Source organism: Dyadobacter sp. LHD-138, assembly GCF_030929615.1.
Taxonomy (GTDB): Bacteria; Bacteroidota; Bacteroidia; order Cytophagales; family Spirosomataceae; genus Dyadobacter.
On record NZ_JAVFVU010000012.1, the window covers coordinates 183,048 to 197,820 of the forward strand.

Sequence of the window (14,773 nt, forward strand, 5' to 3'; positions counted from 1 at the left end):
TTAAATATTTAAAAACCAAAAAATGCTAAATCGATTTAGCGATATTTAAAAAAATATAACTTTTAAAATATTACAAAAACAAGAATTAGTTAAGCTTATACGCAATCCCTTCTTTCAGTCATTCCCCAATAAAATTTTGTAACCCCATGAAGATTAAAGGATTTCACTATGCGCTTGACTAAAAACTAAATCGATTTAGCTCCTAACAATTATTCTTAAAAACAGATCTAAGTACATGAAAAGAAAAGTATTCGCAAATCATTTCTGGCCTAGAAGCGGGAAATTCCGGATGTTATGTCTGAGCTCTCTTTCTCTGGCCCTGTGCTTTTCCTCTCCGGCATCACGCGCGGAAAGTGGAAAAGGATTGGTCACTCCGCTGATTACGAACAATGCTTCGGCAGAAGACATTGAGGTAAAAGGTAAAGTGGTAAGCGCCAAAGACAAATCCGGCCTGCCTGGTGTGACGATCGTTCTCAAAGGGACAGAAAAAGGTGTGACAACCGATATTGAGGGTAACTACACCATCACGGTGGGCAGCCCCCAGGATGTGTTGGTGTTCTCCTTTGTAGGAAGCATCACGCAGGAAATTACCGTAGGGAACAAATCAGTAATCGATGTTGACCTTGCTGAAAATGCAAAATTACTGAATGAAGTAGTGGTTGTAGGGTATGGTACACAAACAAGAGAAAGAACTACTTCTGCGATTTCCAATATCACTCAAGAAAACTTCAACAAGTCCGGCGCACGTAACGCGATGGACCTTATCCAGGGAAAAGTTGCGGGTTTGAACATCAACAGAAGCGGATCCAACCCTAATTCAGGCGTATCCATGCAGTTGCGCGGTGTAACCTCGCTTACCGGTGGTTTGGCTCCGCTTGTGGTTATTGACGGTATCCCGGGTGGTAACCTTGACCTTTTGCAGCAGGATGACGTTGAATCGATCAGTGTTTTGAAAGACGGTTCAGCCGCAGCTATTTATGGTACACGTGCCAATGGTGGTGTAATTCTGGTAACAACCAAGAAAGGTATAGCCGGCAACGCGAAGTTCGATTACAATACCTATTTCAGAAAGGAATATGTGCGTAACCGCCCTGACTTCATGAACGCTGACCAGTACCGTGCCAAAATTGCTGAGGGAATCATTCCAAAAAGCAGCGATTACGGTTCCACGACCGATGCGTACGATGCCCTGATCAACCACGGTAATCTTAGCCAAAACCATAACCTGGCCATGTCGGGTGGTGGAAAAAGCACTACCTACCGCGCCAGTCTTTACTATCAGGATTTGCAGGGTATTGCCAAAGAAAATGGTCGCAAGCAATATGGTGGCCGTTTGAGCATTATGCAAACCGGTTTGAAAGACCGTTTGACAGCACAGGTTAATTTGGCAACCAATTTTAACAAAGCCAACCTTTTGGGTGGCGGAGGCTGGGAAGGTTCACTCATCAGAAACCCGACCCTGTCCTTCTTAAATCCGGACGGAAGTTATTATTTCGAGCAAACGAGTACCAACGAAGTCGCCCGTTTGAAACAGGAAACCAACCGTCGCCAGCAGCAAACTTCCTCCGCGGACGCGAAGTTAAATCTGGAAATCCTCCCTGGTTTGCAGGCATCTATTTTCGGAGCCGTGCAGCGCAACAGCTATATTGATGGCCAATACCGTTCGCTTGCCTCTGAGTTTTCGAAAGAAAATGATGTGTATCCAAATGGCGGTTATGCAAGAAGAAACACTTTTCTGAGCACCAACTATACCGTTGAACCAACGATTTCTTTTGACAAAACATTTGGTACGGATCACACAATCAATGCGGTTGGAGGTTATAGTTATCAATATGCCGTACAGGAAAACTTCGAGGCAGCCAACTATGGTTTTGTAAATGATATCTTCGGAGAAAACAACCTTGGAGCCGGTAGCCAGCTTATTACCGGAAAAGCCACTATGGGTAGCGGAAAAGGCGATAACACCTTGATCGCTTTCTTCGGAAGGGCTAACTACTCTTTCGCTGACAAGTATATGGTTTCTTTGATTCTACGTCATGAAGGTTCTTCACGCTTTGGGGTTAACAACAAGTGGGGAAATTTCCCGGCGGCTTCTGTTGGCTGGAACCTGAGCAAGGAGAAGTTCATGGAAAACATCCATTTCGTAAACAGTCTTAAACTGAGAGCCGGATTTGGGGTAACGGGTAACCAGGATATTGCCAACTATTCTTCCCTGGTTACTTTGGGAACTGGTGGAGTGTACCGAAACCCGGACGGAGAATGGAGACAGACCTATGGTCCGAACAGAAACCCGAACCCGAACCTTAAATGGGAACGCAAAAAAGAATTCAACTTTGGTGTCGATTTCGCAGTATTGAACAAAAGATTGAGCGGGTCTCTTGATGTCTTCAAACGTGTTACCAGCGACTTGTTATACGAATACACTTCGCAGTTGCCCCCATTTGTACGTGAGACAATTTACACGAACGTAGGTTCTATCTCAAACAAAGGTGTGGAACTTACTTTGAGCGGCGTTGCCGTAAAAACGCAGGACTTTACCTGGAACATCGATGCAACCGGAAGTTATGTTACCAACAAAGCAGATGATCTTTCCAACGACGTGTTTAAAGTTGAAGCAATATCTACCTCAAGCATCGGTGGTTATGGCGACTTAGGACAGGCAATTCGCATCGAACAGGGTGGAAAAATGGGGAACTTCTACGGAAAACGTTTTGCAGGATTTACTGAAGATGGGAAATGGTTATTCTACAACCGTAAAGGCGATAAAGTAAGATTCGATCAGATCAATAATTCAAACGATCCTAACGTATCAGACCTTGCTGTGATCGGTAACGCGATTCCTAAGTTCAACGCATCGTTGACCAACAACTTTACTTATAAGAATTTGAGCCTTCGCGTGTTCCTGAGAGGTCGTTTTGATTACGATATCTTAAACACCATGGACCTTTCTTACGGTAACAAAGTTTCTCTTCCGAACAACTTGCTGAACAGCGCTTTTGGAAAAAATGCAAAACTTAATGATACCTACCAATACTCTGACTACTACCTGGAGTCGGGAAGTTTCCTAAAACTTGACGAGATCACATTAAGCTACAATTTCAATCTTAAAAGTGATATCATCCGTAGTCTTCGTGTGTATGCAACAGGTTCAAACCTGGCCACATTCACCAAATACACGGGTAACGATCCTGACTTTGTAAATGACACAGGTCTTGGAAGAGAAGAAGACGGGCAACGCCGCCTAGGTATCGATGGCCGTAGCGCTTATCCAAATACCCGTTCATTCTTAGTAGGTCTTAGTTTTGGTTTTTAATGTTAACAAAAATGATAAATTTTAAAAAAGCATTCAAAATTGCGGCAATGGCATTGCCTTTGTTCGCAACAACTGCCTGTACCGATCTGGACGAAAACATATACGATCAGCTGGTAACAGACAATTTCTATAACAATAAAAATGAAGTTATTTCCGCTGTACTTCGTCCTTACACCCACGCCAACGCATGGGCAACACCGGGACAAGATGGCTGGTGGCGCTTAAACGAACTTTCAGCGGATCAACTGGCGTGGCCGGTAAAAGGTCGTCACGGACAGGATGGTGGAAAGTGGTTACGTTTGCACTACCACAGCTGGACTCCCGATGAAGAAGCAGTATGGGGTGCATGGAGACTGATGTGGTGGGGCCTTGGTCTTTGTACCGACCCAATCGAAGCTTTGGAAAGCCGTACACCTGCTGCCATGGGTATTACGGACGCGGAAAAAGTAGCCTATATTTCCGAGCTGAAACTTTTACGTGCCTTCCATTATCTGAAACTGATGAGCTTATTTGGTAACATTCCAACCGTTACCAAAGTGGGAGATCCTGTAAGCCCTCCTACCCAGCCGCGTGCAGAGGTTTTCAAGTTTATTGAAAAAGAAATCCTTGACAACATCGCCGCTGCTCCAAAGCTTTCACAGGCAATGATCGGTCGTATGACGCAGGCAGGTGGTTATGCCATGTTGGTAGAATTGTATCTGAATGCAGAAACCTGGACGGGAACAGCGCGTTGGGATGACTGTGTTGCGGCTGCTAATAAGCTGATCAACGGTGAAGCTGGCGGACTTAATGGCGCGCCGGCTTTGGATGACAACCTGACGGATACTTACAAACCAGCGAACTTCCAGTCGAAGGAAATTCTTTTCCAAATTGCTTACGAATTCAAAAAAGCGACGGCCCAGCCGCAATGGACGGGAGATTTCTATCACTTCCAGCAGCGTTACATCTACGGTGGTGCGCGTAACGGAAACGACGGTGTGGTGGTAATCCCTGGTGTTTATCCAACTTTCAAAACTGCTGATAAGAGAAAGAAAGAGTGGATTCTGGAAGGAACGCAATATCAGTATGCTGACCCGACAAAACCGGTTCTGGCAACAGGAGGAAATGAGTACGATAACCAGCCGCTTGTTTTTGTTGACAACATTCGTAAAAACAAAACGCTTCAGGCCGGACAGGATCCTTCCACTTTGGCTTCTGACATGACGCAGGGTGAAGAAAACAGTGGTGTTCGTTTTAACAAATACAAACTGGGTGCGCTTGAAGATCCAAACTACAATGGATCCGACTGGTCAGTTTACCGTTTGTCGTGGGTAATGTTTGCAAAAGCGGAAGCCCTTATGCGCAAAAATGGCAAGGTGGCAACACAGGAAGCTGTTGATCTTGTAAACCAGGTGAAAAAACGTGCGTACACATCGGATGCATGGGCTACTGAAAAGTACACCACTTCGACTTTGACCATCGACGAATTGCTGGCTGAACGCGGACGTGAGTTTATCTTCGAAGGTTTCCGTCGTGATGATCTGATCCGTTTTGACAAGTTCACCTCGGCAGCCTGGTGGGACCACAAACCAACCGAGTCATACAAAAAACTTTTCCCGATCCCACGCAGACAAATCACCCTTAACGTGAATTTGAAACAAAACGAGGGTTATAACTAAGAAATAACTATTCCTTACACTTAGCTTTTCTTACAAATCCAACGACGGTTCATGTTAAGTACCGGCCGTTGGATTTGTTAATTTCTTAAAGTGCGCATATTGTTTTTTTCAAATGGAGATTACCCAAAAAGTAAACCTCCTTATTATTTCATAAGACTTCAATACTAGCCCTTTAAAAAATGAATCGGAAAATGATTTCCCATCAAAAGAAATGTGATTTTCCCGATTCTTATATCGTAATTTGTTCCTCTTTTTATTATAAACCAATTAAGCTTACTTACTGTATGTTTAAATCAAACCGTTTCTTTTTACCATTTATCGCCTGGGGTCTGGGAGTGATAGCGATGCAATCTGCTTTTGCACAGGCTATTCCTTTGGACGATCTCAGCGCATTCACCAACAAAGCCGGCAATTGGAAAATTGTGGGTGATGCCTCTGTCGACATTTCAAAAGTAAATGTTTTAAATACCAAATCGGGAAAAGGTGTATTGGCCTGTATTCACGAAAAAGGTAAATACGGCCAGGAATATGAGCTAGTATCGAATTTCAAACATGGAGATCTGGACCTTGAACTGGATTTCATGCTGACAAAAGAATCAAACTCCGGCATTTACCTTCAGGGTAATTATGAAGTACAACTTTTTGATAGCTGGGGTAAAAAATCGGCCAAATACAACGACAACGGTGGTATTTACGAACGTTGGGACGATTCAAAACCACAAGGCGAAAAAGGCTACGAAGGTTATGCACCGCGTTTCAATGTTGCCAAGGCACCAGGTTTGTGGCAGAACATCAAGATTTCTTACCAGGCTCCCCGTTTTGACGCTGCCGGAAAGAAAATCGCAAACGCAGTATTCCTTAAAATTATCCTGAACGGTGTGCTGATTCACGAAAACGTGGAAGTAAGCGGCCCAACCCGTGGCGCACTGACAGCCGCAGATGTTGCCTCAGGACCACTTCGTATTCAGGGTGACCATGGCTCTTTGGCTATCAAAAACATTGTGATCAATAATTTTGACAAAAAGCCGGGAACGTTATCAGACCTTACTTACAAGACTTTTTACGGTAGTTTTGCTAAAAACGAAGATTTCTCAAAACAGACTGTCGCTGAAACCGGAAAGGCCAACGCGATCAGCTGGGAGATCCTGAAAGAAAACAATAACTACGCTTACGTTTACAACGGAAAATTCAATGCCCCAACCGAAGGTGAATATATCTTCAAGTTGCAGGCAGCTGGTAATGCTTATGTAAAAATTGATGGCCAGGATGTTTTACCGGCAGAATCAAAAAACAATAACATGTCCCGCACTGGAAAAGTAACCCTAAAAGCAGGCGCACATGCGATCGAAGTACTGAACAGCAAAACTGAAGGTTATATGAGACCGAGTCTTGCACTTTGGGTTTCAGGCCCTGGTTTCAGAGAAATTTCTTTGAACACAGCGAGTTCAGTAACAGCAGGCGGCGGTGTTGACCCGATTCTGGTTACGGCTCCTACCAACACGGTGATGCGTAGTTTCATGGATTTCAAAAAAACACCTGATGCAAAAAATGTGCGTATCGTACATGCAGTTTCAGTGGGAAGCCCTTCAAACCTTCATTACACGTATGACCTTGAAAAAGGTGCGATATTGCAGGTATGGCGCGGCGAATTCCTTGATGCTACACCGATGTGGCACGAGCGCGGTGACGGATCTTCTCGTCCACGCGGCAGCGTAACGCTTTTAAACAATGAAATGTTCTTAGGAAAAACAAGCGGACAATCTGCCTGGACAGCCGATACAACGGGCAGCGGTTACCGTCCAAAAGGATATGCTTTAGACGAAACTGACGCGCCAACTTTCAACTACATCGCATTCGGATCACCTGTTGCTGACCGTGTTTCGGTTGTTGACAACAAGTATTTCGTACGTGAAGTGAAAGTAACAAACCCTGTTAAAGATCTAGTGGCAAGACTGGCAGAAGGTACTTCCATCGAAAAAGTTTCGGAAGGACTTTACGCAGTGAACAACAAATCATACTTCATCCAGCTGACAGACAAATCAGTGAAACCAGAGATCAGAACGGTTAATGGTACACAGGAGCTGATCGTTCCGGTGAAAAATGGTGAAGTTAAATATGCCATCCTTTTCTAATCCAAAGTAACTCAAAGCTAAAAGCCAACCGCTTAAAGCTATAAGCTGATATATAACAATGAAAAAAATTGCTCAGATAGCATTAATCATTTTGGCGGCTCTACCGATGGTAAAAGCTCAGGAATCGCCGAAAGAAGAAGATTTTTACAAGATCATCACCCCGCCGATCCCAGAAGGGATTGTATTGGAAGTGGGTGGTCTGACGGCTTTGCCTAACGGATCTTTGGGAATTTCAACACGCCGCGGAGATGTGTGGATCGTTGATAACCCAACCAGCCGTACGCCTTATTTCAGAAAATTTGCAACGGGTCTTCACGAGATCCTTGGGCTTGCCTACAAAGACGGTGTTTTGTATTGCGCGCAGCGTGGTGAGCTTACCAAGCTGATCGACAAAAACGGTGACGGCAAAGCAGATGTGTATGAAACGGTATATGCCTGGCCATTGTCGGGTCATTATCACGAATATTCTTTCGGCCCAAAAGTGGCGCCGGACGGAAGCTTTTTCGTGAGTGGAAACGTTGCTTTTGGTGACGAAGAATGGTGGAGAGGCGAAAGCCGCGTACCAGGTCGTGGATGGATTTTCCGTATCACGCCAGATGGAAAGTTTGAACCTTATGCAACGGGTGTTCGCTCCCCTGCCGGTATCAGCATGATCTCGGGAGAACTTTGGTATACCGACAACCAGGGTGACTGGATGGGTACAGGTGGAATTTTCCCTGTGAAAAAAGGTGGTTTCATGGGTCACCCGGCGGGTTTGAAATGGGCTGAATTGCCTAATTCTCCTGTTAAACTTACAGAAAAACAATTCTTCGCTGAGCGTGATAACCGCCAGGAAAGAAATGCTAACGACCGTGCGATCAAACCTGAAAACACGCGTAACGAAACACCTCAGTTCCTTTACCAGTTGAAAGAAAAGTATAACATGGTACAGCTTCCGGCTGTATGGCTTCCATACGGTGTGCACGGTGTTTCGACTTCTGAATTGATCAAAGACGAAACAAACGGCGCTTTCGGACCTTTCACAGGCCAGGTGTTCGTGGGTGACCAGGGACAGAGTAACATCATGCGTGTGGTTCTTGAAAAAGTAAAAGGTGAGTATCAGGGTGCTTCTATTGGGTTCCGCAGCGGGTTCCAGTCGGGTGTTTTGCGTATGGCTTTTGACAAAGATGGTTCTCTTTTCGTAGGTGAAACAAACCGCGGATGGGGTTCGGCTGGTGATGCGAACCAGGGCTTGCAGCGTTTGGTTTGGAATGGTAAAATGCCATTTGAAATGTATACCGTTAAGGCGCAGCCTGATGGTTTTGAAATCGAATTTACTTTGCCAGTTGACCGCAAATCAGCGGAAGATCTTGATTCTTACAAAGTGAGCAGCTACCTGTACAAGCACTTTCCTGTATACGGAAGTCCTCCGATCGATACGCAAGACGTGACTGTAAAAGGTGTGAAAGTATCAGAAGATGGTAAAAAAGTAAGAGTGGTATTGGAAGGCATGCGTCAGTATTATGTACACAAAATCCAATTGGACGGTGTGCGCGCGGCTGGAAACTACTGGTCACTGGTTCACCCGGATGCTTATTACACGTTGAACAATATTCCTGACGGCGAGAAAATGAAAGTTTCAGACCTGAAAACGACAAGATCAGGAAACGTTAAAGCGGTTGAAACTGCGCCGATAAAAGAGCACGTTTCTCCGGATGGAAAAGGTAAAACACCTGCATCTTCCAAAACGGCGGCGGCTTCAAAAGCTCCAACATGGGAAGAAGTAAAGCCATTGCTTGCTAAAAATACATGTTTGGCTTGCCATACCACGGATAAAAAAGTAGTAGGACCAAGTTATGTTGATGTTGCAAAACGTAAATACAGCAACGAAAAAATCGTTGAGCTGATCTACGCGCCAAAGCCAGAAAACTGGCCTGATTATGCAACACCGATGCCTCCAATGCCACAGGTACCTAAGGCAGAAGCAGTGAAAATTGCTGCCTGGATTAATTCATTGGCAAAGTAATTTGCTCAGAAATTAAGAAAAGTAAAAAGCAGGCCGCTTCCATACCGGAAGTGGCCTGCTTTTTTGTGCACCAATTGACATTTACCAAAAGTAAAACATGGGGGTTATCGCAGCAATCTTCGCGCCTACCGGCCACGGGTTTTACAAAAAGTAAACGTTTTTTTTGCAAAATTGCGTTATTATCTAATAATCACTGTTTTTCAATATGTCCTCTTTACGGAACCGTTCCATTTTAAAGTCTGTCAAAGGCAAAGTGCTGCTGGGATTTCTGGTTGCCTTTGTTGCTTTGGCGTCTTCGTGGGTGATCAGTAAAGTTGCGTTTGAGAATATGCTGGACAAACTGGAAGAACTTTCCACACCGAGTGAAAAACTCAGGATCGTAAATAAGGTTTTCAAAGATATTCTTCAGTTGGATCAATTGCAGAATGCCCGGCCATCTCCCGAAAAACAGGATTCCATTAAACAGCAGTTTTTCTACCAGTCGGCACAGCTGCAAACGACTTTGGACACGCTGAGTTTTTTCTGCCGGGACAGCAAATTACAGGTCAGCAGGATCGACTCGATGAAAATCCTGCTTATGGCACGCGATAGTATTTACAGCGATTATGTACAGGTCCGCTCCAAACTGGTCAACAACAAAGCGTTTTCAGATGAAGTCCATTCGATATCCGGTTTGATCACAACCAAAAAGAGAGCAAAACCGGACAGTACCATCATTACCACGGAAAGAAGGACCACTACTACCACCGTGTATACCGAGACACCCGATTCAGCCGTACCGACGGGCGAGAAGAAAGGATTTTTCAATCGTGTTTTTGGGTCTAAAAAGAATAAAGCGCCCATAGCTGTACCAGCGCCAAAGATTGTCCGGAAAGAAGAGATCACCTCACACATCGACACGCTTTCGGTCGCACGGGAAGACAGTGTCATAGAAAAAGTGGGCGTGGCTGTACAGGCGATTGAAAAGTCCCAGCGGATGCGGACCGATAAGTTCGTAAACCGCGAGCAGGAGCTGACAAACGCGGGTAATGCCCTCGTGGGACAGCTCAGAGGTGTCATGCAGGAGGTTCAGGAAGAAGTCGTTCGCCAGGTCAGTACGGATGGTTTGCAGGCGCAAAATATGGTTGGAAAAAGTATAAACCGGATCGAATATGTCATGATCGGTTTCTTCTTCCTAACCGCTTTGCTTGCTTATTTTATTTTTACCGACATCACAAAAAGCAATAAATACCGCTACGAACTAGAAGAGGCAAAAGAAGAAGCCGAATACCACAGCATGGCCAAACAGCGTTTTTTATCAAACATGAGCCATGAGATCCGGACGCCGCTGCAATCCATTATCGGATATACAGAAGCCCTGAAAAAAGATGAGATGCCCAAAAAAGAAGATCTGGAAACGCTCCATTCGGCTTCTGAACATTTGCTTTATCTTGTCAACGAGGTGCTGGATTACAGCCGGATTATTTCCGATCAGTTCACTTTCGAAGAACGGACTTTTGCGATTACACCGTTACTCGTGGAAGTTGTGAAAATGCTACGCCCAACGGCCTCATCCAAGTCATTGACCTTAACACTTGAAAACAGTTTAAATTCTGATCTGTATCTCAAAGGAGATCCCTTCCGCCTGAGACAGATTTTATACAACCTGTTAACCAACGCCATCAAATTTACCGATAGCGGCGAGGTTATCCTCCGTACCGACGGTGTTATGACCGGCAATGCTATGCGGGTACAATTTGAAATAAAAGATACCGGAATTGGCCTCTCCAGCGAACAAATGCACCGGGTTTTCAATCAGTTTGAACAGGCAGATCCATCGATTGCGCGCCGGTTTGGCGGAACCGGCCTGGGTTTGAGCATCGTAAAAGCCTTGATCGATGGTATGGGCGGCAACATTGCCGTATCCAGTGAGCTGGACAAGGGAACGACTTTTAAAGTGGACCTGAACTTTGAAAAATCAGAAGCTCCGCTAAACCAGACCGACGAATTAAAGGATAAGCAATACCACATCAAAGGCAAGATATGGCTGGTGGATGACGATGCCTTTATCCTGAAATGGTGTGCGTCCATCCTGGCATCACACAATATCCCGCACCATAGTTTCTCCTCAGCCGAAGAGGTGTTGAACACGGAATGGGACGGCCAGGTTACCGTCGTGCTGACCGATATGCGGATGCCTGGCATGAATGGAGGCGAACTCTGCAAGCGTCTGCGCAAAACAGTCCCGGCCTTCGTTAAGATTTATGTTTTAACCGCACAGGCATTGCCGGAAGAGCAGGTTAAACTAATGGGAATGGGCTTTGACGGCATATTGATGAAACCTTTTCACTCCTATGAGTTAATGGATCTGCTGCAATCCACTTCCGACAACCTGCCGCTGGCTGAAAAACCATTGCAAGCCCCTGTTCTGTCAGACGAGCCGGATCTCAGTTCTCTTCAGGAAATGACTTTTGGCGATGAGGCGCTTTTGAAAGAAATACTGGAACAGTTTGTGAAAGATACCCGCCATGATCTCGATCGGTTAAGGCAGGATATTGTTGAGCGCAATGAGGAAAATAAACCGGAGGTTGTACATAAGTTATCCGGCAGAATCGGACAAATAGGCGCCTCGGCCCTCTCGGCAAGATTCAGGAAATTTGAAATTTCACTTCGTGAAGATGCGGACAGTATTTCCGCAGAAGAATTGGAATCTGCCATATGGCAGGCAGATTCCCTGATAGACCACATCGAAGGAAAAATCCTTTCTTACTCGATCTGATACTTTTCTATTTTGTAATAAAGCGTTTTGCGATCGATATTGAGGAGTTTCGCCGCTTTACTTTTGTTGTAACGCACATCCTGCAACACCTTTTCGATCATCTCTTTTTCGTGCGTTTCCTGCAATAGTTTCAGGTCAGATCCACCCGCGACCGGTTTGGCAGAAACCGTTTCCATGGTCGTGATCATTTCCTGCGGTAAAGCTTTCAAATCCGCTGTTTCTTCTTTTGAAAGCAAAACCAGTCGTTTGATCACGTTATTCAATTCACGAAGATTCCCCGGCCAGTCGTATTTCAGGAAAATATCCATCACCTCATTCGAAAGCTCCCGAACATTTTTCTCCAGTTCCTGATTAGCCTTATCGATAAAATGCTGAATAAAAACGCCCAGGTCCTCTCCCCTTTCCCGAAGCGCCGGAACCTGAATCTTGAATTCGTTCAGACGATGGTATAAATCCTCCCTGAAATCACCGCTTGACGAGATCGTTAAAAGATCCTCGTTCGTTGCCGCGATCAGTCTCACGTCCACTTTTACAGGCTGCGTACTACCAATGGGAACCACAATTCTTTCCTGCAGGGCACGCAGCAACTTGATCTGAACGTCATAACCAAGGTTACCGATTTCATCCAGAAACAAAGTCCCGCCATCAGCCGCTTCAAACTGCCCGATCTTATCTGCCAAAGCGCCTGTAAACGCACCTTTTTTATGTCCGAAAAGCTCGCTTGCAGCCAGATCTTTGGACAAGGAACCGCAGTCAATCGCGACAAAAGGACCGTCACCACGCTTGCTTAATCTGTGAATGGACTTGGCAACGTGTTCTTTCCCCGTTCCGCTTTCCCCCTGAATGATCACAGACATATCCGTCGGCGCCACCAACCGGACGTATTCATAAAGTTGTTTGGATATTTTACTATTGCCTTCTATAAATTCCAGCGATTGTTTTTCCGGTTTTTTTGTCGTTTTCACTGAAACAGCAGTCTTTCTGTTCAATGCCTCTTTCAAAACCATCAGCAGTTCCTCGGGGTTGACCGGTTTTGTAATATAGTCAAAAGCGCCGCTTTGCATGGCGTTCACAGCCGTTCTGATATCATTAAAACTGGTCATGATCAGTGCAGGCGTACGATTTCCTTCTTCGCGCAACAATTTTAAAAGATCGAGAGAATTTCCATCCGGAAGACGATAATCCAGCATAAGTACTGCGTAATCATCTGGTGCGCCAGCTTTCGTACGAATAGCTTCTTTTGCACCGGCAATTGTTGAACAAACCTGTACTTCATGTCCATGTTTACCAAGGAAGTTACTCAGTAATTTGGAGAATGTAGTATCGTCTTCAACAAGCAGCAAATGAGCCATATGGGCAATATAAATTAGTGATTAAAAATATTCTTTACTTAACGATTTACCAGAATGTAAAATTGCAAAAATTAACGCCAAAAAGCCGGAGAAATCTCCGGCTTTTTGGCGTTAATTCATTTATGCGCTCCTATTCTACTTTTCTGCCGTCCTTGTTAAGGTTAATTTTTGTCGTTTCGCTGCCATTTTTCAGCGAAATTTCAAAATACTGTGTCTTATCCTCCTTCGTAATTAAAAACGCCTCCGTAATATCCCAGCCTGCGTACACGCCACTCGCAAGTGCTGTTTTTATTGGCTGCGGTAAATCCTCCGGCCTCACAGACACCTTTTCTTGTACTATAAATTCTACAATCGATAAAAGATTCATAGTACTGGCCTGGACAGAACCGAACGACAATGCCGTGCACGCTATGGCCGATATGATTAGTTTTTTCATAATCTCGTTACTATTAAGTTATTGATAATCACTCTATTTTTTTATAAAAATTAAAATGTGTCACAAAAAAGGCACCATGAATTTAATAAAAATTAAAACACTATATATCAACCCATTATGAATACAGATCGAACAATAAATGGAGTTAATCTGCGGAATTTATCCACACTTTGACCAAAAAAATATCGCCTATTGAAAGCATATATCGTCAGCAATCATTCTGAATTTCAAGATAATAGGATAAAAGTATATTGAAATTAATTTATATTTTTTTCTATACACTGGTTATATAATTCCAAAAAATCTATATATTTACACCGAAGTTTTTAGGATATCAATTGTAGAATAAATATTACTTACTGATTAATCGTTTAACAAAAACACCAAACGCTGTAATAGTATCATTTTTTACAAAAATATTATAAAACACCTTTACTCAACGTTATAAAAGTTTTTTAGTAGTAAAAAAGGAAAGCATATCGAGACGGCTTTCCTTTTTTTATTTGTCGTTGCAATCACAGCTTTGCCCTTCAAATTCCGCATAGAAATCTTCACAAAATAAAAATTTTACCCATTTACATTCATCCTGTATAATTACTACCGCTACCGTTAAATAAGTTTTTCTAATAGATTGAAATAATTCTATACAAATAAGGCAACTGGGTTTTATTTATCATAGAAAATTTACTATGTTTATACTAGTAATAGTTGTTGCGTAGTTCTGATTTAATTCATTTTTGCATTTTTTCACGATTCGAAGAAACTGAATATGAGTCATTTCCCACTTCGTAGCACTCTAAAAACAACGGTAATTGCTATTAAATTCGTTTTAATGGTCATTTGCTTTTTTTGCAGTTTCGCCCTAACCTATTGAAATAAAGGGCAAAACATATATTTCTCACCATATATAGTACGCTTTTATGAAAAACACACCACTAATTCCCTCTGTTTCCAGAGGTACCACAGGACCTGAATTTGAACCGGTCCATAGTATTCCGGCTACCTTATACCTCTACTGTTCTCCACCGCCACAATAATCGCACGATTGTACTAAATTAATACACCAGCGATATAGGTTTTCATCCCTAATCCGACGCTTCTGAGCACCGGGACCAGGGA

General features: G+C 43.8%; 7 protein-coding genes. 5 read left to right on the forward strand and 2 right to left on the reverse strand.

Features of this window, described 5'->3' with window-relative positions:
- Positions 1-235: 235 nt before the first annotated feature.
- The 5 genes from RB622_RS11425 to RB622_RS11445 all read left to right on the forward strand — a co-directional run bounded on the left by RB622_RS11425 (position 236) and on the right by RB622_RS11445 (position 11,866).
- On the forward strand, positions 236-3,313 hold the full coding sequence (locus RB622_RS11425; RefSeq protein WP_308046678.1) for a SusC/RagA family TonB-linked outer membrane protein: 3,078 nt from the start codon (positions 236-238) through the stop codon (positions 3,311-3,313).
- 11 nt (positions 3,314-3,324) lie between these two features.
- Positions 3,325-4,971: a RagB/SusD family nutrient uptake outer membrane protein gene (locus RB622_RS11430; RefSeq protein ID WP_308046679.1), complete on the forward strand. Its 1,647-nt coding sequence runs from the start codon at positions 3,325-3,327 to the stop codon at positions 4,969-4,971.
- Between the two features lie 284 nt (positions 4,972-5,255).
- The gene (locus RB622_RS11435; protein ID WP_308046680.1) at positions 5,256-7,103 is read left to right on the forward strand and encodes a family 16 glycoside hydrolase; all 1,848 of its coding nucleotides are present in this window, start codon (positions 5,256-5,258) and stop codon (positions 7,101-7,103) included.
- Between the two features lie 58 nt (positions 7,104-7,161).
- Positions 7,162-9,108, forward strand: coding sequence for a c-type cytochrome (locus RB622_RS11440; RefSeq protein WP_308046681.1), 1,947 nt, complete (start codon positions 7,162-7,164; stop codon positions 9,106-9,108).
- Between the two features lie 205 nt (positions 9,109-9,313).
- Positions 9,314-11,866: an ATP-binding protein gene (locus tag RB622_RS11445; protein WP_308046682.1), complete on the forward strand. Its 2,553-nt coding sequence runs from the start codon at positions 9,314-9,316 to the stop codon at positions 11,864-11,866.
- Here the strand turns inward: RB622_RS11445 and RB622_RS11450 are convergent.
- Both RB622_RS11450 and RB622_RS11455 read right to left on the reverse strand, forming a co-directional pair.
- The gene (locus RB622_RS11450) at positions 11,854-13,218 is read right to left on the reverse strand and encodes a sigma-54 dependent transcriptional regulator (protein WP_308046683.1); all 1,365 of its coding nucleotides are present in this window, start codon (positions 13,216-13,218) and stop codon (positions 11,854-11,856) included. The genes RB622_RS11445 and RB622_RS11450 overlap by 13 nt on opposite strands.
- Before the next feature lie 130 nt (positions 13,219-13,348).
- Entirely contained in the window at positions 13,349-13,654 is a 306-nt protein-coding gene (locus RB622_RS11455; RefSeq protein ID WP_308046684.1) for a hypothetical protein, read from the reverse strand.
- Positions 13,655-14,773: the final 1,119 nt, after the last annotated feature.

Excerpts from the sequence above, each read along its gene's own strand:
- RB622_RS11425 (WP_308046678.1), top strand. The coding sequence starts at position 236 with ATGAAAAGAAAAGTATTCGCAAATCATTTCTGGCCTAGAAGCGGGAAA.
- RB622_RS11430 (WP_308046679.1), top strand. The coding sequence starts at position 3,325 with ATGATAAATTTTAAAAAAGCATTCAAAATTGCGGCAATGGCATTGCCT.
- RB622_RS11435 (WP_308046680.1), top strand. The coding sequence starts at position 5,256 with ATGTTTAAATCAAACCGTTTCTTTTTACCATTTATCGCCTGGGGTCTG.
- RB622_RS11440 (WP_308046681.1), top strand. The coding sequence starts at position 7,162 with ATGAAAAAAATTGCTCAGATAGCATTAATCATTTTGGCGGCTCTACCG.
- RB622_RS11445 (WP_308046682.1), top strand. The coding sequence starts at position 9,314 with ATGTCCTCTTTACGGAACCGTTCCATTTTAAAGTCTGTCAAAGGCAAA.
- RB622_RS11450 (WP_308046683.1), bottom strand. The coding sequence starts at position 13,218 with ATGGCTCATTTGCTGCTTGTTGAAGACGATACTACATTCTCCAAATTA.
- RB622_RS11455 (WP_308046684.1), bottom strand. The coding sequence starts at position 13,654 with ATGAAAAAACTAATCATATCGGCCATAGCGTGCACGGCATTGTCGTTC.